The organism is Nocardioides ginsengisegetis (assembly GCF_014138045.1).
GTDB classification, from domain to species: Bacteria; Actinomycetota; Actinomycetes; order Propionibacteriales; family Nocardioidaceae; genus Nocardioides; species Nocardioides ginsengisegetis.
In genome coordinates this window covers 2,098,239-2,118,052 of record NZ_JACGXA010000001.1, presented here as the reverse complement: position 1 = coordinate 2,118,052, position 19,814 = coordinate 2,098,239, and the positions used below count along the sequence as shown (strand labels likewise).

20 protein-coding genes and 1 pseudogene are annotated in these 19,814 nt (G+C 70.7%); 16 read left to right on the top strand and 5 right to left on the bottom strand.

Annotated features, from left to right (window positions below; all coding sequences use genetic code 11):
• Positions 1–14 precede the first annotated feature (14 nt).
• The gene (locus FB382_RS10185) at positions 15–701 is read right to left on the bottom strand and encodes a TetR/AcrR family transcriptional regulator (protein ID WP_182538867.1); all 687 of its coding nucleotides are present in this window, start codon (positions 699–701) and stop codon (positions 15–17) included.
• Between the two features lie 110 nt (positions 702–811).
• Between FB382_RS10185 and FB382_RS10180 the strand changes: the two genes are divergently transcribed.
• Positions 812–1,579 (top strand): helix-turn-helix transcriptional regulator, encoded by a 768-nt coding sequence (locus FB382_RS10180; protein WP_182538865.1) that lies wholly within the window; start codon positions 812–814, stop codon positions 1,577–1,579.
• A 108-nt stretch (positions 1,580–1,687) separates the two neighbouring features.
• Here FB382_RS10180 and FB382_RS10175 read toward each other — a convergent pair whose 3' ends face one another.
• Positions 1,688–3,217: an ATP-dependent DNA ligase gene (locus FB382_RS10175; protein WP_182538863.1), complete on the bottom strand. Its 1,530-nt coding sequence runs from the start codon at positions 3,215–3,217 to the stop codon at positions 1,688–1,690.
• Between the two features lie 48 nt (positions 3,218–3,265).
• Between FB382_RS10175 and FB382_RS10170 the strand changes: the two genes are divergently transcribed.
• From FB382_RS10170 to FB382_RS10160, 3 genes are read left to right on the top strand one after another with little or no spacing between them, the layout of a single operon-like run.
• Positions 3,266–4,201 carry a DNA-3-methyladenine glycosylase family protein gene (locus FB382_RS10170; protein ID WP_343055552.1) on the top strand — a complete coding sequence of 312 codons (936 nt, stop codon included), beginning with the start codon at positions 3,266–3,268 and terminating at the stop codon, positions 4,199–4,201.
• A 13-nt stretch (positions 4,202–4,214) separates the two neighbouring features.
• The gene (locus FB382_RS10165; protein ID WP_182538861.1) at positions 4,215–5,165 is read left to right on the top strand and encodes an SCP2 sterol-binding domain-containing protein; all 951 of its coding nucleotides are present in this window, start codon (positions 4,215–4,217) and stop codon (positions 5,163–5,165) included.
• A 2-nt stretch (positions 5,166–5,167) separates the two neighbouring features.
• Positions 5,168–6,523 (top strand): alpha/beta hydrolase, encoded by a 1,356-nt coding sequence (locus FB382_RS10160; RefSeq protein WP_182538859.1) that lies wholly within the window; start codon positions 5,168–5,170, stop codon positions 6,521–6,523.
• Positions 6,524–6,526: 3 nt separating this feature from the next.
• Here the strand turns inward: FB382_RS10160 and FB382_RS10155 are convergent, their stop codons facing one another.
• On the bottom strand, positions 6,527–7,789 hold the full coding sequence (locus FB382_RS10155; RefSeq protein WP_343055551.1) for a phospholipase D-like domain-containing protein: 1,263 nt from the start codon (positions 7,787–7,789) through the stop codon (positions 6,527–6,529).
• Positions 7,790–7,853: 64 nt separating this feature from the next.
• Here FB382_RS10155 and FB382_RS10150 point away from each other — a divergent pair, with 64 nt between their 5' ends.
• Positions 7,854–8,258: an NUDIX domain-containing protein gene (locus FB382_RS10150; RefSeq protein ID WP_182538857.1), complete on the top strand. Its 405-nt coding sequence runs from the start codon at positions 7,854–7,856 to the stop codon at positions 8,256–8,258.
• A 59-nt stretch (positions 8,259–8,317) separates the two neighbouring features.
• Positions 8,318–8,902, top strand: a complete 585-nt coding sequence (locus tag FB382_RS10145) for a hypothetical protein (RefSeq protein WP_182538855.1) — start codon at positions 8,318–8,320, stop codon at positions 8,900–8,902.
• Between the two features lie 51 nt (positions 8,903–8,953).
• On the opposite strand, the gene FB382_RS10140 is transcribed toward FB382_RS10145, so the two are convergent.
• The gene (locus FB382_RS10140; RefSeq protein WP_182538853.1) at positions 8,954–9,409 is read right to left on the bottom strand and encodes a hypothetical protein; all 456 of its coding nucleotides are present in this window, start codon (positions 9,407–9,409) and stop codon (positions 8,954–8,956) included.
• A gap of 58 nt (positions 9,410–9,467) precedes the next feature.
• On the opposite strand from FB382_RS10140, the gene uvrB reads away from it, so the two are divergent.
• Genes uvrB through FB382_RS10115 form a run of 5 tightly spaced genes read left to right on the top strand, consistent with a single transcriptional unit; the run spans position 9,468 to position 14,265 of the window.
• Positions 9,468–11,579, top strand: coding sequence for an excinuclease ABC subunit UvrB (gene uvrB / locus FB382_RS10135; RefSeq protein WP_182538851.1), 2,112 nt, complete (start codon positions 9,468–9,470; stop codon positions 11,577–11,579).
• Positions 11,576–12,859: an MFS transporter gene (locus tag FB382_RS10130; protein ID WP_182538849.1), complete on the top strand. Its 1,284-nt coding sequence runs from the start codon at positions 11,576–11,578 to the stop codon at positions 12,857–12,859. The genes uvrB and FB382_RS10130 overlap by 4 nt, the downstream gene beginning before the upstream one ends.
• A 35-nt stretch (positions 12,860–12,894) precedes the next feature.
• Complete coding sequence (locus FB382_RS10125) at positions 12,895–13,449, top strand: hemerythrin domain-containing protein (RefSeq protein ID WP_182538847.1); 555 nt, start codon at positions 12,895–12,897, stop codon at positions 13,447–13,449.
• Positions 13,439–13,828, top strand: coding sequence for an MmcQ/YjbR family DNA-binding protein (locus FB382_RS10120; protein WP_246377137.1), 390 nt, complete (start codon positions 13,439–13,441; stop codon positions 13,826–13,828). The genes FB382_RS10125 and FB382_RS10120 overlap by 11 nt, the downstream gene beginning before the upstream one ends.
• On the top strand, positions 13,825–14,265 hold the full coding sequence (locus tag FB382_RS10115; protein ID WP_220481317.1) for a VOC family protein: 441 nt from the start codon (positions 13,825–13,827) through the stop codon (positions 14,263–14,265). The genes FB382_RS10120 and FB382_RS10115 overlap by 4 nt, the downstream gene beginning before the upstream one ends.
• Here the strand turns inward: FB382_RS10115 and FB382_RS10110 are convergent, their stop codons facing one another.
• A complete protein-coding gene (locus FB382_RS10110; protein ID WP_182538843.1) occupies positions 14,266–14,799 on the bottom strand; it encodes a DUF1707 SHOCT-like domain-containing protein in 534 nt (177 codons plus the stop codon).
• Positions 14,800–14,982: 183 nt separating this feature from the next.
• Between FB382_RS10110 and FB382_RS10105 the strand changes: the two genes are divergently transcribed.
• The 5 genes and pseudogenes from FB382_RS10105 (at position 14,983) to FB382_RS10085 (ending at position 19,806) form a co-directional block, all read left to right on the top strand.
• Entirely contained in the window at positions 14,983–15,756 is a 774-nt protein-coding gene (locus FB382_RS10105) for an MlaE family ABC transporter permease (protein WP_125036333.1), read from the top strand.
• Positions 15,756–16,592, top strand: a pseudogene (locus tag FB382_RS10100) (MlaE family ABC transporter permease); the annotation flags it as partial. The gene FB382_RS10105 and the pseudogene FB382_RS10100, both read left to right, overlap by 1 nt.
• A complete protein-coding gene (locus tag FB382_RS10095; protein ID WP_182541452.1) occupies positions 16,593–17,759 on the top strand; it encodes an MCE family protein in 1,167 nt (388 codons plus the stop codon). It begins immediately after the preceding pseudogene.
• Entirely contained in the window at positions 17,756–18,829 is a 1,074-nt protein-coding gene (locus tag FB382_RS10090; protein ID WP_182538841.1) for an MCE family protein, read from the top strand. The genes FB382_RS10095 and FB382_RS10090 overlap by 4 nt, the downstream gene beginning before the upstream one ends.
• Positions 18,826–19,806: an MCE family protein gene (locus tag FB382_RS10085; protein ID WP_182538839.1), complete on the top strand. Its 981-nt coding sequence runs from the start codon at positions 18,826–18,828 to the stop codon at positions 19,804–19,806. Before FB382_RS10090 ends, FB382_RS10085 begins: the two co-directional genes overlap by 4 nt.
• The last annotated feature ends 8 nt before the right edge of the window (positions 19,807–19,814 follow it).

The window sequence follows — 19,814 nt, the reverse complement described above, 5'->3', positions numbered from 1 at the left end:
CGTCGCCCTCCGCGTCAGCGCTTCTCGGCGAGCGCGAGCGCGGAGGCGACGAGGTACTCCTTGACCTGCTGCGGCGAGATCTCGCCGACGGTCGGGATGCCGGGCGCGACTTCGGTGACGAGGATGCCCACGCGGGCGAGCTGCAGCGCACCGAGGCCGCTGGCGTAGAGCGTGTTGGCGAGCAGCGTCGGGTCGGCGACGGTGAACTCGCCGGAGTCCACGCCCGCCTGGAGGGCCGCGGTGAGCGTCGCGAGGCACCCGGAGATGCCGCGGCCCAGCCGGAAGAGCGCGCTCTCGCTCATCTCGTCGAGCAGCTCGGGGCCGCTGCGGCGCATCAGGGTCTGGGCGCAGTCGATGAAGGCGGGGTACTGCAGGCCGTAGTCGACGAACGCGCCGACGATCGCCTGCAACCGCTCGCGCACGTCCTCGTGGGCCTCGGTGGCCCGGGTCAGCGCCTCCCGCAGCTCGTCGAGGTAGCCGACCAGGGTGAGCGCGAACAGCTCCTCCTTGCCGGTGAAGTGGCGGTAGACGATGGCCCGGTTGATGCCGACGGCCTTCGCGACGTCCTCGATCTGGGCGTCACGCACACCGCGCTCGTCGAAGAGGGCGCGGGTCGCGGCGAGGATCTCGCGCTCCCGGGCCCGCCGTCGCACCGCGGCCGCCGAGCGGCGTCCGTCGGTCTCGGGGGTCGGACTGGACATGGATCCATCGTAGCGATGTTGCAACGGTGTGTGACACGTCCGTGCCACGAGAGTGACGGGGTGTCCCGGCTAGCATGCGGCCCGAGGATTCCGGGAACGTGGGGGAAGCGATGACATCGGACGTCGGCGAGGGACTCGGTCCCCGCAACCGGATCGATGAGGCGGCTCGCCAGGCGGTGCTCGACGCCGCTGCGCTGCTGCAGGTGCGCCGCAGCCAGGTGGCCGCGGCCCTGTCCCGGGGCGAGGACGTCGAGGCGCAGGTCATGGCCCGCGGCATCGACGGCACCAACGACTGGATGATGCGGGCGGCGTACGACTGGCGTGAGCTCTGCTCGGTGCGGCCGGCGGCGACCGTGGCCCAGCTCCGCGTCAGCCTGCCCAACAACCGCGCCCTGCTCGAGCGCGGGCTGCGGATGGTCAGCCTCTTCGACTACGACCGCCTCGACCGCGGAGCCCGCCTGCTGCTGGCCGGCGAGGGGAGCGAGTGCTACCGCTTCGCCTTCGCCACGGTGCAGATGAAGATCGTGGACCGACGCACCGTCCTGCTCCAGGGGCCGTTCGTCGACGGCGAGCCGACCGTGATGGCCGTGCAGTCGCCCGCGTGCCTGGCGGCCGCCCGTGGCTACTGGGAGGCCGTGGTCGCGTCCTCCTTCTCGACCTCGGAGGAGCCCGGCCAGGTCGACGGCCTGACTCCGCGGCAGCAGCAGATCGTGGCGATGCTGGCGACCGACGCGCGGGACGAGGTGGTCGCCGCGACGCTGGGCGTGAGCGTCCGGACCGTGCGGTCCGACATCGCCGCCCTGATGGAGGCGCTGGGGGTCCGGTCCCGCTTCTCGGCGGGTCTCCGGCTCCAGCAGGTGGCCGACACCGAGGAGTGACGGGCCCGGCTTGCAGGATCCTGCAACCGGCGTGACGCCAGCGCCGTGCCTGGTGAGGATGGCGCCCGACCCGAGGCTGCCCGGCCCCGCGGGGGAGGGACGGGCGTCTCAGTGTCCGAACATCTCCCGCACGCCTGCGAGGGTGTCGGCCTCGGCGGGCGTCTTGTCGTCGCGGTAGCGCACGACGCGGGCGAAGCGCAGGGCGATCCCGCCGGGATAGCGGGTGGAGCGCTGGATGCCGTCGAGGGCGATCTCGACCACCTGCTCGGGCCGGACCGGGACGACGTAGTGGTCCTTGACCGTGGGCGGATCGAGGGCCAGGTCGGTGAACCGCTCGGTCTGCCAGGCGAGCATCTCGTCGGTCATCCCCTTGAAGGTCTTGCCGAGCATCACGAAGCCGTCGCCGTCGTCGGCCCGGGCGCCGAGGTGGATGTTGGACAGCCAGCCCTGGCGCCGGCCCGAGCCCCACTCGACGGCGAGCACCACGAGGTCGAGGGTGTGCACCGGCTTGACCTTGACCCACGACGAGCCGCGTCGGCCGGCCTCGTAGGCCGCGGCGAGGTCCTTGACCACGACGCCCTCGTGGCCCGCGCGGATCGCGTCGGCCAGGAAGTCCGACGCGGCATCGGGGTCGCCGGTGACGAGACGCGGCACCCGGTGGCGCTCGGGGACGAGCCGCTCGAGGGCCGCGAGCCGGTCGGTGCCGGGGGAGTCGAGGAGGTCCTCGCCGTCGAGGTGCAGGACGTCGAAGAAGTAGGGCGTGACCTCGACGCCGGACTCCATCGCCGTGCGGGAGGCGGTCTCCTGGAAGGGGCGTGGCCGGCCGTCGTCGTCGAGCGCGATCGCCTCGCCGTCGAGCACGAACCGCTCCGCGGGCAGGGCCCGGGCGACGGCGACGACCTCGGGGAGGCGGCCGGTGATGTCGTCGAGGGTGCGCGTGGCGATGCGGACGTCGTCGCCCTCGCGGTGCACCTGGATGCGGATGCCGTCGAGCTTCACGTCGACGGCCACCGGGAGGTCGGGCGAGCCGCCGGCCTTGGTGATCGCGGCGCCCACGTCGGGGGCGCTGGAGGCCAGCATCGGCAGGACCGGACGCCCGACCTCGAGGCCGAAGGCGGCGAGTGCCTCCTCGCCGCCGGTCATCGCCGCCACCACGACCTGGGTGGTCGAGCCCGCCAGCATTGCTGCCCGACGAACGGTGGGGAGCGGCACGCCGGCCGCGACCGCCACGGCCTCCTGGGCCAGCGCGTCCAGCGCCCCTTGGCGGAGCGCGCCGGTCACGACGCCGCGCAGCCAGGCCTGCTCGTCGGCGGTCGCGCGGCCGAACAGGTCGACCACCGCGGCCGCGCGGGCGGCCTGCGAGCCGGCGCCGCCGATGGACGCGATCGCCTCGAAGGCGTCGTGCACGCCGAGGACGGTGAGCGACGGCTCGTCCGCCGGCGCCGGCAAGTCGCTGACGCTGCGCCAGCCCAGGCCCGTGCGCCGCTGGCGCAGCGCGCCACCGAGGTAGGACGTGACGGTCTCGACCTCCTCGGACGAGGCGGCCGCGAGCAGCGTGGCGATCGCGGCGACCTTGGCCTTGCGGGACCGGGTGGCCGCCACGGCGCCGGAGGTGGCGACGAGGTCGGAGAGGAGCACGCAGCCATTGTGGCGGGACGCACCGACAGATCGGCTAGCGTCGTGCGGGTGAGCTCCGGACGCACCCGCACCTGGCGCCCGGACTGGGCCTGCCCTGCCGGTCGGATCATGGCGCAGCAGCGCCACGGCGGGAGCGACCCGACCTACCGCACCGACGAGTCCGGCCGGATCTGGCGGGGCATCCGGACCCCCGAGGGCACCGCCACGCTCGCGGTCACGCCGCGCCCTGCCGACGGCGAGATCGAGGCCGCGGCCTGGGGCGAGGGGGCCGACTGGGCGCTGGAGTCGGTGCCCGGCCTGCTCGGTGCCCTGGACGACGTGTCCGGCTTCGAGCCCCGTCACCCCGTGCTTGCCGAGGCCTGGCGCCACCACTCCACCTGGCGGCTGGGCCGGAGCGGCCTGGTCATGGAGGCGCTGGTCCCGGCCATCATCGAGCAGAAGGTGACCGGCCAGGAGGCCTTCGCCGGCTTCCGCGCGCTGGTGCACCGCTTCGGCGAGCGCGCCCCCGGACCGGGCCACGACCTCAAGCTGTGGGTGCAGCCGACGCCCGAGCAGCTCCGCCAGATCCCGTCGTGGGAGTGGCTCCGGCTCCACATCGACCCGGCCCGCTCCCGCACGGTCGTCACCGTGGCCCGGGTCGCGGACGCGCTCGAGCGCGCCGCCGGCGTACCCGTCGAGGAGGCCGACCGCCGCCTCCGCAGCCAGCCCGGCGTCGGGGTATGGACGAGTGCCGAGGTGCGCCAACGAGCCCTCGGCGACGCCGACGCGGTGTCCTTCTTCGACTACCACGTGGCCAAGGACATCGGCTGGGCGCTGACCGGTACGCCGTTCACCGACGAGGAGCTCGAGGCCTACCTCGAGCCCTGGCGGCCGCACCGTGGCCGGGTGCAGGCGCTGGTGGGCCTCGCCGGACTGCACCGGCCCCGGCGCGGGGCGCGGATGTCGCTGCCGACCCACCTGCCCTCGTCGGTGCCGCACTCGTGATATCTGTGACCCGATGACACAGGTACATCTCGACCTCGGCCACCTCCGCACCGACGGCCTGGAGGAGGCCACCGCGTTCTTCGCGACGGTGGACCCCGAGGCGCTGGTCGACGCGATCCGCGCCACGTCCGACGACGAGCTCCTCGAGCTGCTCGCCCGCGACGACATCCGGCCCGCCGCGGTCCGGGGCCTGCTCGCGCGCCTCCACGAGTACGCCGTCGCCGAGCGGCTCGCCGAGCTCCGCGGGATCGTCCGCTTCGACCTCGAGCGTCGCGGCACGCTGCTGGAGCGACGGGCGCTCCGGTTCGACGCCGGCGCGATGACCCTCGTGCCCGACCTGGACGCACAGACCCCGGTCGACGTGGTCATCTCCACCAGCCTGGTCCGCTTCGTGCGGCTCGTGTCGGGCGAGCGCAACGCCGGCCTGGAATACCTCTCCGGCAAGCTCGACATCGAGGGCGACGCGATGCTGGCGCTCGCCGTCGGGGGGATCTTCAAGCTGCCCGGCACCGGCGAGATCGCCCTCGACCCCACCACGCTGGACCCGGTCGACGTGGCGACGGCCCTCGCCGACGTACGCCCCGACCACCTCAAGCGGGTGATGGCCTCGGCCTTCCGGCCGATCGTGCTGGGCGAGATCTTCCGCCGGCTGCCCGACTTCCTCAACGAGCGCAAGGCCGCCAAGGCTGACCTGACCATCGGGTTCCGGCTGCTGGGCAACCCCTCCGGCGAGGTCGAGCGCTACGTCGTCCGCGTCCAGGGCGGCGTCGCCACCGTTGAGCAGGGTGACGAGGGCGAGCGCCGCGACGCGACGGTGACGTGCGAGGGCCACGACTACCTGCGGCTCGCCACCGGTCACCTCAACCCGGTCACGGGTGTGCTCAAGGGTCAGCTGAAGGTCAAGGGCGACAAGGCCAAGGCGCTGCAGCTGAGCTCGATCATCGACATCCCGCGGGCGCGGTGACCATGCGCGCGCGCCGGCTGGCTGCTCCGTTGCTCCTGCTGGCGCTCGCCTCGACCGGAGTGCCCGCGGCCAGCGCGGCTCCGGCTGCGTCGGTCGCGGCGCACGCGTCGCCGTTCTCCGACGGGCACGGGCTGCACGTCGTCTCGGCCGAGGCGTCGAGCCCGCGCGAGTGGCACCTCGTCGTCGCGACCCGGCAGCTGCAGCGGCCGGTGCGCGTCACGATCCTGCTGCCGCGCGGCTACGACACGACGTCGCGGCGCTACCCGTCCCTCTACCTCTTCCACGGCACCAGCGGGGGAGCCAACGACTGGGTCGACTCGGGAGAGGCCCGCAAGGCGACGCGCGACCAACCGTTCGTCGTCGTGATGCCGGACATGGGCTACGACTCCAACGGCGGCTCGTGGTTCGCCGACTGGGCCGACCAGCACACCGCCCTGGGCCGGGCCAACTGGGAGACCTTCCACATCGACCAGCTGGTGCCGTGGGTGGATGCCAACCTCCGCACCGTCCGGGCGCGCTGGGGCCGGGCGATCGCCGGGCTCTCCCAGGGTGGCTTCGGGTCGTTCTCCTACGCCGCCCGCCACCCCGACATGTTCGTGTCGGCGGCGTCGTTCTCCGGTGCTCCCGACATCGCCGAGGACCCGCGGGCCCAGGCCCTCGGCCAGTCGCTTGTGCGCGCCATCACCGTGGGCCTCGACGGGGTGCAGCCCGACGCGATCTTCGGGGACCCCGTCGCGCGCGCCATCAACTGGAAGGGCCACAACCCCGCGTCCCTGGTCACCAACCTCGCCGACACCGACCTCCAGCTCTGGTGCGGCAACGGGCAGCCCGGGCCCTACGACGACCCGGCCGCGCCCAACAGCGGCGCCACGGCGATCGAGGCGGCGGTGCACGAGTCGACGGGCTACTTCGTCCAGGCCGCGGATGCCGCCGGCGTCGCCTACGCCTACGACGACTACGGTCCGGGCACGCACAGCTGGCCCTACTGGGCACGGGACCTGCGCACCTACCTCCCGCACCTCGCCGACGTGGTCGCCGAGCACCGGTCGCGCCCGGAAGCCATCGACTACCGGTCGGTCGACGGGACCTGGAGCCAGTGGCACTGGCGCGTGGTCACCCATCGTGCGGAGGCCCAGGCGTGGTCTCGCCTCGAGGACGCGTCCGTCGCCGGCTTCGGCTACGCCGGCTCGCCGGCGACGGTCCGCACGCCCGCGTCGTACGGGCCGGGGCGCGCCTACCGCGTCACGTACGTCGGAGGCACCGGCCCGGGCCGCGTGGTCGCCGACGCGCGGGGCCGCCTGCACCTGCGGGTCGTTCCCGGTGAGGCGGGCGACCTCCGGGTGTCGATCGCGCGCTGACTGCTACAGCAGGGGCCGCAAGGGCGCGAGCACGAACTCGGTGAACTTGCGGTGCAGGTCGCGCGCCTCCCACTCACCGCTGGTGAGCTCGAGGCTGTTGGACTCGTCGACGCTGAAGATCTCCTCGAGCGTCTTGGCGAGCTCCTCGTCGATGACCTCGACGTTGATCTCGTAGTTGCCCTGCAGGCTGAGCCGGTCGACGTTGGCGGTGCCGACCGTCGACCAGGTGCCGTCGACGGTCGAGGTCTTGGCGTGCACCATCGCGTCGCGGAAGCGGAAGATCCGCACGCCCGCGTCGAGCAGCTGGCTGAAGTAGCCGCGCGAGATCCAGTCGGCCACGATGTGGTTGGACTTGTGCGGCACCAGCAGGCGTACGTCGACCCCGCGGCGCGCGGCCGCCTTCATGGCGTCGACGAAGTCCTGGTCGGGGATGAAGTAGGCGCACGTCATCCACACGTTGCGGCTGGCCCGGTTGATCGCCTCGAGGTACATCCCGCGGATGGGGAACATCCACAGCCGCGGCACGTTGCGGTGCAGCCGGATCCGCGGCTCCCAGGTCGAGGCGGTCTCGAGCAGCAGCGGCCGCTCGCTGGTGCGGATCCGGCGACGCCGGTTGAGGTTCCAGAAATCCGCGAAGGCCCGCTTGAGGTCCCAGACCCCGGGACCGGTGATCCGGACGTGGGTGTCGCGCCACTCGGTCTCGTAGGGCGTGCCGATGTTGTAGCCGCCGACGAAGCCGACCGCGTCGTCGACGACGAGGATCTTGCGGTGGTCGCGGCCGTAGCGGCGCAGGTCGAGGAAGCGCAGCCCGGCGGTGTAGACGGGGTAGCGCAGCACCTTCATCGTGGCCGGGAAGCGCTTGAACCGCGGCGAGACGACGAGGTTGGCGAAGCCGTCGTAGATGCAGTAGACCTCGACGCCCCGGTCGGCCGCGGCTGCCAGCGCGGCCTTGAACCGCTCGCCGATCTCGTCGCCCTTCCAGATGTAGGTCTCGAAGAGGATCTGCCGGCGCGCGCCCTCGATGGCGGCCAGCATGTCGTCGAAGAGGTCCTTGCCGAAGGTGTACGTCGTGACGGTGCCGTCGCCGATCACGACCGTCCGCGGGGGAGTCGTGGGGAACGGCCGGGGCTTCTTGCCGCGGCGCCGGTAGGAGTCGACGACCGACATCCCGATCGCCACCGCGAGCTGGACCCCGATGGCCGTGAGCAGCGTCCGCCGGATGGTCCGCACCAGGCGCTCGGGTGTGGAACGGGTGCGAGTGCTCACGGGATCAATCTAGTCAGTGGACGCACGTTCTCCGCGCAGGCGCATGCGCGCCTAGGGTGCCGCCATGCTTCCCCGGACCCCGATCGCCGTCGCCGCCCTGGTGCGCGACGGCCTCGTGCTCCTGGTGCATCGCCACCCGTCGCGCCGGTGGTATCCCGATTGCTGGGACCTCGTCGGCGGACATGTCGAGCCGGACGAGCTGCCCCACCAGGCCGTGGGTCGCGAATGCCTCGAAGAGCTCGGCGTCCACATCCACGACCCCCGACCCGTCCCGATGACGATCAGCGACGCCACCCTCGACATGCACGCCTTCCTCGTCACGCGCTGGGACGGGGAACCGGTCAACGCCGCACCCGACGAGCACGACGATCTTCGGTGGTTCCGGCCCGAGGATCTCACCGACCTGACGATGGCCCACCCGGCCAGCCTGCCGAGCATCCTGAGTGCGGTCCGGCTCGCGAATTACTAGTCGTTGCGGTTCGGTCACAAACGGTCGGGGGCGTCCGGTCTCGGGCATAGCGTCTGGGCATGAGGCTCCTGAGGACGACCGGCCTGCTGCTCTGCGGACTGCTCGTGTTCGGCTGCGGCGCGGCGACATCGCAGGAGAATGAGACCGCGGCACGTGCGGCTTCGGACTGGGTGACCTACCACCAGGGGATGCCGACGCTGCCCGACCGCTCCGTCTTCGACGCGGCCGACCAGGCTGCCCGACAGTCGGCGGCGGACCTGGTCGACCGGCAGGATGCGCACTTCGCCGGTACGTACGTCCGGGAGGCGGACTCGGTCGTCGTCCTGGTGGCGACTGACCACCGGGGTGTCGCGCTGGCGGAGGAGAGGTTCGCCGACTTCGGGGACGCGGTGGCGATCGAACGGGCCGAGCACAGCCACCAGGACATCAACGGCCTCGCCGATCGTCTCCGTGAGATCGTCCCCGGCTTCGCAGAGGACTTCCGCACGTGGGGCGCCAGCTACACCGGAACCGGGCTCATGGTGCAGGTGGGTGCGCCTCCCACGGAGGACCAACGTGCCGCCATCGAGACGTTCGCCCAGCGACACCGCTTGCCGATGGAGGTCTACGTAGTCGAAGGGGACAACTCTTCGACTGTGGACTAAGTGACCCGCCCGCCCGCGTTCGGCCCTGGTCTCCCCGCCATCTGCCGAACATCAATCGGGCGAGCTGTCACGACTGTCCAGCGGCACGAAGGTCATCTCCAGGTCGTCGCCGCTCAGGACGAGCGTGCGGTCGCCGCGCCGGGCATGGTCGACACGACGCAGCAGGTCGGGGTAGGTGCCGTCGAGCAGGTCCACGAAGTTCACCGGGCACGACATCATCGAGCCCACCGTCATGTCCGTGAACCGCACGTCCTCGCCGTCGGTGTGGGTCTTCCACTCGATCACCTGACAGCCGGAGAGCGCCTGGTACTCGAGGATGTAGGTCAGCACCGGCGGCCCGGAGGCCTTGGCGAACACCGTCTCGTCCCCCGCGTCGACCAGCCTCTCCAACCGCCAGCGCCCCTCGAGGCTGACGTCCGGCTCGTCGGCGTGGCCGCAGGCAGACAGGCCCAGGACCGCCAGCAGGGCGACCGCCCCGGCGAGACCACGACACCCCCGTGTGCGCACGAGCCCAGCGTCGCACGGCCCGGCGAGTACTGTCGGCGGCCCGCCGTACGCTGTCCGCATGCGCCCCGTGACCGACCTCGAGCGGAAAGTCGCCCCCTTCCAGGTGGTGTCGGACTACCAGCCCGCCGGCGACCAGCCCGCCGCCATCAAGGAGATCAGCAAGCGCATCGACGCCGGGGTCCAGGACGTGGTGCTGCTGGGCGCCACGGGCACCGGCAAGACGGCGACGGTGGCGTGGGTGGCCGAGCAGGTGCAGCGCCCGCTGCTGGTGCTCCAGCCCAACAAGACGCTGGCCGCGCAGTTCGCCAACGAGCTGCGCCAGCTCTTCCCCGACAACGCCGTCGAGTACTTCGTCTCCTACTACGACTACTACCAGCCCGAGGCCTACGTGCCTCAGACCGACACCTACATCGAGAAGGACTCCTCGATCAACGAGGAGGTCGAGCGGCTGCGCCACAGCGCGACCAACTCGCTGCTGACCCGGCGCGACGTGATCGTGGTCAGCACGGTCTCCTGCATCTACGGCCTCGGCACCCCGCAGGAGTACGTCGACCGGATGATCCGGCTCAAGGTCGGCGAGGAGCACGACCGCGACTCGATCCTGCGCCGACTGGTCGAGATCCAGTACACGCGGAACGACATGACCTTCACCCGCGGCACCTTCCGGGTCCGCGGCGACACCCTCGAGATCTTCCCGGTCTACGAGGAGCACGCCGTCCGCATCGAGTTCTTCGGCGACGAGATCGAGCGGCTGATGACGCTGCACCCGCTCACCGGCGAGGTCGTCACCGAGGACTCCGAGCTCTACGTCTTCCCCGCGACCCACTACGTCGCCGGCCCGGAGCGCATGGAGCGCGCCATCCGCGGCATCGAGACCGAGCTCGAGCAGCAGCTCGCGACCTTCGAGAAGCAGGGCAAGCTGCTGGAGGCCCAGCGGCTGCGGATGCGCACGACCTACGACGTCGAGATGATGCGACAGGTCGGCTCCTGCTCGGGCATCGAGAACTACTCCATGCACATCGACGGCCGCGAGCGGGGCACGGCACCCAACTGCCTCCTCGACTACTTCCCCGAGGACTTCCTCCTCGTCGTCGACGAGTCCCACGTGGCGGTGCCGCAGATCGGCGGCATGTACGAGGGCGACATGTCCCGCAAGCGCAACCTGGTCGACCACGGCTTCCGGCTGCCGAGCGCGATGGACAACCGGCCGCTGCGCTGGGAGGAGTTCCTCGACCGGATCGGCCAGACGATCTACCTCTCGGCGACGCCCGGCAACTACGAGCTCGACAAGGTCGGCGGCGACACCGTCGAGCAGATCATCCGCCCGACCGGGCTGATCGACCCCGAGGTGGTCGTCAAGCCGACCAAGGGCCAGATCGACGATCTGATCCACGAGATCCGCACCCGCACGGAGAAGAACGAGCGGGTCCTGGTCACCACGCTGACCAAGAAGATGTCCGAGGACCTCACCGACTACCTCCTCGACGCCGGCATCCGCACCCGCTACCTCCACTCCGAGGTCGACACCCTCAAGCGGATCGAGCTGCTGCGCGACCTCCGCCTCGGCGAGTACGACGTCCTCGTCGGCATCAACCTCCTCCGCGAGGGCCTCGACCTGCCCGAGGTGTCGCTGGTGGCGATCCTCGACGCCGACAAGGAGGGCTTCCTGCGCTCCGACAAGTCGCTGATCCAGACGATCGGCCGCGCGGCCCGCAACGTGTCCGGCCAGGTGCACATGTACGCCGACAAGATCACGCCCTCCATGGAGAAGGCGATCGACGAGACCAACCGGCGCCGCGAGAAGCAGGTCGCCTACAACACCGCCCACGGCATCGACCCGCAGCCGCTGCGCAAGAAGATCGCCGACATCACCGAGATGCTCGCCCGCGAGGAGGAGAGCACCCACGAGCTGCTCGAGTCGTGGCAGCACCAGGACCCGAAGGCCCGCAAGGCCCCGGTGCCCAACCTGTCGGCCAAGACCTCGGGCAAGCACGCGGCCGACCTGGCCGGGATGCCGAGTGCCGAGCTCGCGCAGCTGATCCAGGAGCTCACCGACCAGATGAAGGGCGCGGCCGCCGAGCTGCACTTCGAGGTCGCGGCCCGGCTGCGCGACGAGATCGGGGACCTCAAGAAGGAGCTGCGCCAGATGATGTCGGCGGGCGCGAAGTGACCCCTCCCTACAAGGGAGCTTTTGTCGTCTGGCTGGTCGGACTGCTCGTCTACCTGCTCGCGGTCTTCCACCGCAGCTCGCTCGCGGTGGCCGGCCTGGCCGCCACCGAGCGCTTCGACATCTCCGCCTCGCAGCTCGCGACGTTCACGATGCTGCAGCTGCTGGTCTACGCCGCGATGCAGATCCCGGTCGGCCTGATGGTCGACCGCTTCGGCCCGCGGCGGGTGATGCTCACCGGCACGCTGCTGATGACCGCCGCCCAGACCGGGTTCGCCCTCGCCGAGACCTACCCCGAGGCCCTCGTGGCCCGCCTCTTCGTCGGCATGGGCGACGCGATGACGTTCATCTGCGTGCTGCGCCTGATCGCGACCTGGTTCGCCGTCACCCGGATCCCGCTCATCACCCAGCTCACCGGCACCCTCGGCCAGCTCGGCGGAGTGCTCGCCGCCGTGCCGATGACCTGGGCGCTCGGCCACGTCGGCTGGACCAGGGCCTACCTCTCCACCGCCTCGCTCGGCATCGTCCTTGCGGTCGCCGTGCTCCTGCTGCTCCGCGACTCCCCGGCCGAGCGCAGCCGGCGCGGGCCCGCGCTGTCCCTGCCGGCCGTCCGCAAGAGCCTGGCCGCCTCGTGGGCGCTGCCCGGCACCCGGCTGGGGTTCTGGATCCACTTCTCCACCCAGTTCAGCTCGACCGCGCTGGCCCTGCTGTGGGGCTACCCGTTCTTCGTCCGCGGCGAGGGCCTCAGCCCCAACGCCGCCGGCGGGCTGCTCACCTGCCTGGTCGTCTCCGTGATGCTCGTCGGCCCGGCGCTCGGCTGGCTGATCGGGCTGCACCCCTGGCACCGCTCCAGCATGGCGCTGACGATCGTCGGCGCCATCGTGGTCGCCTGGACGGTGGTGCTGCTCTGGCCCGGCGACGCCCCGCTGCCGGTGCTCGTGCTGCTGGTGTTCGTGGTGGGGGTCGGCGGGCCGGCCTCGATGATCGGCTTCGACGTGGCCCGCACCTCCAACCCGCCCCACCGGCTGGCCAGCGCCAGCGGGATCATCAACCAGGGCGGCTTCACCGCCAGCCTGCTGCTCGTCGTCAGCATCGGCGTGATCCTCGACTGGCGCACGCCCGGCGGCGGCACCGACTACACGCCCGAGGCGTTCCGCTGGGCGATGAGCGCCCAGTACGTCCTCTGGGCGGTCGGCCTCACCCAGGTCTGGCGCTACCGCAAGCGCGCCCGCCGGCACACCAGCCGGGACGAGCTGGCCGCCAGCATCGCGTCGATGGGGTGAGGTCGGCTGTCCGTGCGGCTGGCTAGGGTCGTGCCATGACCACCATCGATCTCGGACACCCGGTCAGCGGCGACGTCGTCGAGCTGATCCTCGAGGACCACCGACGCTTCGAGTCGCTGCTCAGGGAGCTGCGCGACAGCAGCGCCGACCGCGACGCCGTCCGTCAGGCCTTCGCCACGCTGCACGTTGCCCACGCCCTCGCGGAGGAGACGAAGGTCTACCCCCAGCTGCGCCGCAAGGACGCGGTCTCCGACCACGAGGCGGAGCACGGCGAGGAGGAGCACGCCGAGGGCCACGAGGCACTGCTCGCGGTGCTGGAGCTCAAGGGCACCGACACCCAGGCCTTCGACGACGCCGTCGAGGAGCTCGCCAAGGTCGTCAACCACCACCTCACCGAGGAGGAGCTGACGATCCTCAACCCCGCCCGCGACGAGGTCTCGGAGAAGGTCCGCGCCGAGCTCGGCGAGGCCTTCGCCGCCGAGCGCAACGCCCGGATCGCCGACAACTGCGGCACCCTCGCCCACGTCCGCTCGATCGTCGCCGCCGCCCGCAAGGAGGGCCTGCTCGACGACGACGAGGATGACGACTGATGGACGCCGACTGATGGACGCGGCGGAGATGCAGGCGTTCTGCCTGGCCAAGCCCGGCGCCTGGCCCGACAACCCGTGGGACCACGACCACCCGGTCATCAAGGTGGGCGAGGGCGCGGCGGGCAAGATCTTCGCCTTCCTCGGCGGTGACGGCGTCGGCATCAAGGGCGGCCCGAGCCGCGAGGCTGCCGACGAGTGGCTCGACCGCTACCCCGGGGCGGCCACGGTGATGGCCTACATCGGTCGCTCCGGCTGGAACAACCTGTCGTTCTCGGGGGAGATCCCCGACGACGAGCTGTGCGAGGCCGTCGACGAGTCCTACCGGCTGGTCGTGTCCAAGCTGCCCAGGAAGCACCGACCCGCAGGATGGGACGCATGAGCGCACGCGAGGTCCAGATCACCTTCGACGCCCACGACCCGGGCGCCCAGGCGGAGTTCTGGGCGGTCGCCCTGCGCTACGTCCTCCAGCCGCCGCCCGACGGCTTCGACACCTGGGACGCCGCGCTCGACGCTTGGGGCGTGCCCCCGGAGGCGCGCAACGACCGGTCCGCCATCGTCGACCCCGATGGCGCCGGGCCGCGCGTGTTCTTCCAGAAGGTGCCCGAGGGCAAGGTCGCCAAGAACAAGCTCCACCTCGACGTCCGCGCCGCGGCCGGCGTGCCGCCCGAGGGTCGGATGGCCGTCCTCGAGGAGGCCTGCGAGCAGCTCCTGGCGCTCGGGGCGAGCCGGTTCCAGCGCTTCGAGCCCGGCGAGGAGCTCGGCAGCGGGTTCATCGTGATGCAGGACCCCGAGGGCAACGAGTTCTGCCTGGACTGATCAGTCCGACTCCGGGATGCCGGGCTCCTCGGGACCCTCGAGCGCCCGCAGGCGCTTCTTCTCCAGCTTGCGCTCGTGCCCGGCGATGATGTCCTGCCGCATCACGAGCGTGCGGACCAGGTTGATGCCGGTGCCGGCGATGACGAACCCCGGCCAGAAGAAGCCCATGGTGAGCACGAACCAGATCACCACGCAGATGAGCGACGGCCCCAGGAACCCCATGAACGCCTCGCGGCGGTCGCTGCGGTACTTCTCGACCGCCCGGGCGTGCAGGTCGCCGCTGACGACCAGCGCCGGCACCGATCCGGTCGGCGCGACCAGGTCGGCCACGATCGGCGGCAGCTCGCCCAGGGTCCGCGCGGCGGACGTCTGGCCCGACCGCAGGTCGAGCTCCTCGCGGTCGAGCCGCCCGTCGGCGTACGCCTCGCCGAGCAGCTGGTGGATCAGGTCGCGGTCGCGGTCGGCGGCCCGGAGGCCGGCGTTCGCGGGGGAGCGCGGATCGAGGGCAAAGGAGGCCCACAGGTCGTCGCTCATCGGTCTCGCCTCAGCACGCCCCGATCCTAGATGTGACGCGCGTCGCAGCCCGTGTGCGACGCGTTACCCGGCATGGCGTTGTTCGTTGACCAGTCGCTGGAACGTACTGGGGGCCCGTTGTGGGAAATGAGAACGCGTTCTAGTCTGTCACGGCGTCCGATCGATCCACAGGGGAGGTGACCGATGGCGTTCTCCGCTGTGTCCGTCATCCGGGGCCCCGGCGAGATCGCGGCGATGGTCGTCGAGGTCACCAAGCGGATCTTCACCACCCCCTTCCAGTTCCGCGAGTTCATCGAGCAGGCGTGGTTCATCACCAGCGTCACGCTGATGCCCACGATCCTGGTCTCGATCCCCTTCGGCGCCGTCATCTCCCTCCAGGTCGGCAACCTCACCGGCCAGCTCGGCGCCCAGTCCTTCGCGGGTGCGACCGCCGTCCTCGCCGTCGTCCGTGAGGCGGCGCCGATCGCGGCGGCCCTCCTCATCGCGGGAGCCGCAGGCTCCGCGATCTGCTCCGACATGGGCGCGCGCAAGATCCGCGAGGAGATCGACGCGATGGAGGTGCTCGGCATCGACCCGCTCGCCCGCCTGGTGGCGCCGCGCGTCGTGGCCACGATGTTCGTCGCGCTGATGATCAACGGGCTCGTGATCGGCGCCGGCATCGGTGGCGGCTACTTCTTCACCGTCATCGTGCAGGGCGGCTCCGCCGGGGCGTTCCTCTCCAGCTTCACCGCGCTCGCCAGCCTGCCCGACCTCTACATCTCCATGGTCAAGGCGGTCGTCTTCGGCTGGCTGGCCGCGATCGTCGGCGCCTACAAGGGCCTCAACGCCGGGGGCGGTCCCAGCGGCGTCGGCAAGGCGGTCAACGAGTCCGTGATCATCGCGTTCATGCTGCTGTTCTTCCTCAACGCGGTGATCACGGCGATCTACTTCCAGGTCGTTCCACCCCCGGGGTTGTGATGGCGAGCATCTCGGCGATCGGCAGCTCGATCATCCAGGGACGTCGCGCCTCCCTGGAGCAGTACGGCGACCAGCTGATGTTCTACGTCAAGGCGCTGGCGTGGACCCCGCGGGCGATCAAGCGCTACCCGCGCGAAATCGTCAACACCCTGGCCGAGGTCACCTTCGGTGCGGGCGGCCTGAGCCTGATCGCCGGCACGGTCGGCGTCATCGCGTTCCTCGCGTTCTTCGCTGGGACCGAGGTCGGCATCCAGGGCTACGCCTCGCTCAGCCAGATCGGCGTCGCGAAGTTCTCGGCCTTCATCTCCGCCTACTTCAACACCCGAGAGGTCGCCCCGCTCGTCTCCTCGATCGCGCTGGCCGCGACCGTCGGCTGCGGCTACACCGCCCGCCTCGGCGCGATGCGGATCTCGGAGGAGATCGACGCTCTCGAGGTGATGGCGATCCCCTCGCTGCCGTTCCTGGTGACCACGCGCATGATCGCTGCGTTCATCGCGGTGATCCCGCTGTACGTCGTGGCGCTCTGCGCGTCCTACCTCTCGCCGCGGCTGATCACCACCCTCGTCTACGGGCAGTCTCCGGGCACCTACGACCACTACTTCATCCAGTTCCTGCCGCCCATCGACATGCTCTGGTCCTTCGGCAAGCTGCTGTTCCTCGCGACCGCGATCATCCTGATCCACTGCTACTACGGCTACACCGCTTCCGGCGGACCGGCCGGCGTGGGCATGGCCGTGGGGCGCGCCATCCGGACCAGCATCGTCACCGTGGTGGTCGCCGACTTCTTCCTGAGCTTCGCGATCTGGGGCTCGACGACGACCGTCCGGATCACGGGGATGCTCGTCAACATCACCCACGACACCCCGGCCGAGCACCGGCGGCTGCTGGTCAGCGGCGTCGTCTTCCTGACCGTCATCGCGCTGCTCATCGGGCTGGCGATCGCGGTCTACCAGAAGACGTTCCAGTCGGTGACGATGGTGACGATCCAGGCCGACCGCGCCGGCCTCCAGCTCGCGAAGTTCGGCGACGTCCGCCTCCACGGCGTGCTGGTCGGCCAGGTCCGCGACATCTCCGACGACGGCAAGCAGGCGGTCATCAAGGTCGCGCTCCAGCCGGACGCCGCGCGCGAGATCCCCGAGAACGTCGACGTGCAGATCCTGCCGACCACGCTGTTCGGCCAGAAGTACATCTCCTTCAAGGACCCCGCCGACCCGGCGTCGGCCTCGCTCTCCGACGGCGACGTCATCCCGGCCGACCGGGTCGAGACCAACGTCGAGCTGAGCCGGATCCTGGCCAATCTCTTCCCGCTGCTCCGCTCGGTGCGGCCCGCCGACCTCAACGCCACGCTGAACGCCCTCGCCACCGCGCTCGGCGGCCGGGGCAAGCAGATCGGCGAGACGATGGACGAGCTCGACAGCTACCTCGGGGTCATCGACGACCACCTGCCCACGCTGCGCGAGGACCTCAGGCTGCTGGCCCAGGTCGCCGACACCTACGACATCGCCGCGCCCGACCTGCTCGGCGTGCTGCGGAACGTGACGGTGACGAGCAGGACCGTCATCGAGCGCAAGGACGACCTCAAGGCGTTCTTCGGCGACCTCGCCGGAGTCTCCGACACCGCGACCGGGATCCTGCAGGACAACGGCGCCGACATCGTCCGCGTCGGGCAGGTCACCCAGCCGATCACGGGCCTGCTCGCGGCGTACAGCCCGGAGTACCCCTGCCTGATGGCCGGCCTCGACCGCTACGAGCCGCTGCTGGCCAAGGTCTTCCAGGGCAACATGATCCGGCAGAACTTCGTCTTCAACACCCCGCAGTACCGCGAGTACGACGCGCGCGACCGTCCGGTCTACGGCGAGGTCGGCCACGGGCCGTGGTGCCTGGGCCTGCCCGACCCCGCCATCCCGATCGGCTTCCAGCCGCTCGACGACGGGACGGACCAGGACGACCACCCGCCCACGAGCACGGTCCCCGGCAGCGGGATGGTCGGGGGGACGCGATGAGCCGCAACTCGACCACGATCTCGGCCGGGATCAAGCTCGGGATCTTCACGCTCAGCTCGATCCTGGTGACCGGGCTGCTCGCCGCGATCATGGGCAACATCGGCTTCGGGGCCGGCAAGAACTACCAGGCGGTCTTCTCCAACGCCTCGATGCTCGAGAAGGGCGACGACGTCCGGATCGCCGGCGTCAGCGTCGGCGAGGTCAAGAAGGTCGAGCACTACGACCGCACCGAGGCGCTGGTGACGTTCCGGGTGAAGGCCGACGTGCCCCTGACGACCGCCTCCCGCGCGGAGATCCGCTTCCTCAACCTGGTCGGCGACCGCTACCTCGCCCTCGAGGAGGGCTCGGACGCCCACGCCGAGCCGCTCGCGGCCGACGCGACGATCCCGATCCGCAACACCAGCCCGGCGCTGGACCTGACTGTGCTGTTCAACGGCTTCCAGCCGCTCTTCCAGGCGCTGAACCCGAAGCAGGTCAACGACCTCAGCATGAACCTCGTCCAGGTGCTGCAGGGCGAGGGCGGCACGGTCGCCGGGCTGCTGCAGAAGACGGCGTCCCTGACCAACACGCTCGCGGACCGCGACAAGCTGATCGGGGAGGTCGTCACCAACCTCGGCCAGACCCTCACCACGGTCGACCAGCACCACCAGCAGCTGACCGAGCTGGTCGTCCAGCTCAAGCGCTGGATGGCCGACCTCGCCCGCGACCGCAACACGATCGGGTCGTCCCTGCAGAACATCTCGGACCTGACCGCGGTCGTCGCCGACCTGGTGAGCAGCAGCCGCCCGCTGGTGAAGTCCGACGTGGTCCAGCTGCGCCGGCTGGCCGCCACGCTGAACAAGCCGGTCAACCGCAAGGTGGTCGTGGAGATGCTCGACCGGCTGCCCGAGTCGATGACCGACCAGACCCGGACCGGCACCTACGGCAGCTGGTACAACTACTACCTCTGCGGCTTCAAGGGCTACATCAAGCTCCCCGTCATCAGCGACGTGCCGGGCCTGAAGGACCTGCAGAAGGAGCTCAACCACATCTCCTTCAACAGCTCCGCCGCGAGGTGTCAGACGCCATGAGGCGCTACACCGAGGCCCAGATCCTCCGCCTGGGCGCGATCACCCTGGTGGTGATGCTGCTGATCATGACGGCGGCCTTCAACCTCTCGAAGTTCCCCGGCTTCGGCGGCGACCTCTACCGGGCCGAGTTCGCCGACGCGAGCGGCCTGCACAAGGGCAACATGGTCCAGGTCGGCGGCATCCGGGCCGGCCGGGTCAAGGACATCAGCCTGGAGGACAGCCACACGGTCGTGGTCACCTTCGAGGTCGACCACGGCGTGGAGTTCGGCACCGACAGCCGGGCCTCGATCGAGGTCCTCAACCTGCTCGGCGAGAAGTACCTCGACCTCGTCCCCGCCGGGCCCGGCCAGCTCTCGACCGACGACCCGATCCCGGTCGACCGGACCCAGTCGGCCTACGACATCGTCGGGGTCTTCGGTGACCTGACGACGACCACCGAGCGGATCGACACCGGCCAGCTCAAGCAGGCGCTCACCACGATCTCGACGACGCTCGACCAGGCCGGGCCACAGATCCACGACAGCTTCGTCGGCATCGCCCGGCTCTCGCAGACCGTCGCGTCGCGGGACGAGCAGATCCAGAAGCTGCTGGCCAGCTCCAAGAACGTCAGCAAGGTGCTGGCCGACCGGAGCCGCGACATCGTCGACCTGATGAAGAACAGCGACATGGTCTTCCAGGAGGTGCAGCGGCGCAAGGCCGCGATCCACCAGCTCCTCGTCAACGCCCGGGTCCTGGCCGACGAGCTCCGCGGCGTCGCCCGGGACAACCAGGGCGAGATCGGGCCGGCCCTCCAGCAGGTCGACGACCTCCTCGACCTGCTCAACAGCAAGGAGAAGGAGCTGAAGGCGACGCTCGCGGCGGTCGGCCCCTACGCCTCCATCCTCGGCAACATCATCGGCACCGGCCCGTGGTTCGACGCCTACGTCGTGAACCTCGCCGCCATCCCGACCGGCGAGTTCGTCCCGGAGCAGGAGTAGGTGGCCGC

Bases quoted from the DNA above. Each gene is read 5' to 3' on its own strand.
- FB382_RS10185 (WP_182538867.1), bottom strand. From the start codon at position 701: ATGTCCAGTCCGACCCCCGAGACCGACGGACGCCGCTCGGCGGCCGCG.
- FB382_RS10180 (WP_182538865.1), top strand. From the start codon at position 812: ATGACATCGGACGTCGGCGAGGGACTCGGTCCCCGCAACCGGATCGAT.
- FB382_RS10165 (WP_182538861.1), top strand. From the start codon at position 4,215: ATGACACAGGTACATCTCGACCTCGGCCACCTCCGCACCGACGGCCTG.
- FB382_RS10160 (WP_182538859.1), top strand. From the start codon at position 5,168: ATGCGCGCGCGCCGGCTGGCTGCTCCGTTGCTCCTGCTGGCGCTCGCC.
- FB382_RS10150 (WP_182538857.1), top strand. From the start codon at position 7,854: ATGCTTCCCCGGACCCCGATCGCCGTCGCCGCCCTGGTGCGCGACGGC.
- FB382_RS10145 (WP_182538855.1), top strand. From the start codon at position 8,318: ATGAGGCTCCTGAGGACGACCGGCCTGCTGCTCTGCGGACTGCTCGTG.
- uvrB (WP_182538851.1), top strand. From the start codon at position 9,468: ATGCGCCCCGTGACCGACCTCGAGCGGAAAGTCGCCCCCTTCCAGGTG.
- FB382_RS10125 (WP_182538847.1), top strand. From the start codon at position 12,895: ATGACCACCATCGATCTCGGACACCCGGTCAGCGGCGACGTCGTCGAG.
- FB382_RS10120 (WP_246377137.1), top strand. From the start codon at position 13,439: ATGACGACTGATGGACGCCGACTGATGGACGCGGCGGAGATGCAGGCG.
- FB382_RS10115 (WP_220481317.1), top strand. From the start codon at position 13,825: ATGAGCGCACGCGAGGTCCAGATCACCTTCGACGCCCACGACCCGGGC.
- FB382_RS10110 (WP_182538843.1), bottom strand. From the start codon at position 14,799: ATGAGCGACGACCTGTGGGCCTCCTTTGCCCTCGATCCGCGCTCCCCC.
- FB382_RS10105 (WP_125036333.1), top strand. From the start codon at position 14,983: ATGGCGTTCTCCGCTGTGTCCGTCATCCGGGGCCCCGGCGAGATCGCG.
- FB382_RS10095 (WP_182541452.1), top strand. From the start codon at position 16,593: ATGCTCGTCAACATCACCCACGACACCCCGGCCGAGCACCGGCGGCTG.
- FB382_RS10090 (WP_182538841.1), top strand. From the start codon at position 17,756: ATGAGCCGCAACTCGACCACGATCTCGGCCGGGATCAAGCTCGGGATC.
- FB382_RS10085 (WP_182538839.1), top strand. From the start codon at position 18,826: ATGAGGCGCTACACCGAGGCCCAGATCCTCCGCCTGGGCGCGATCACC.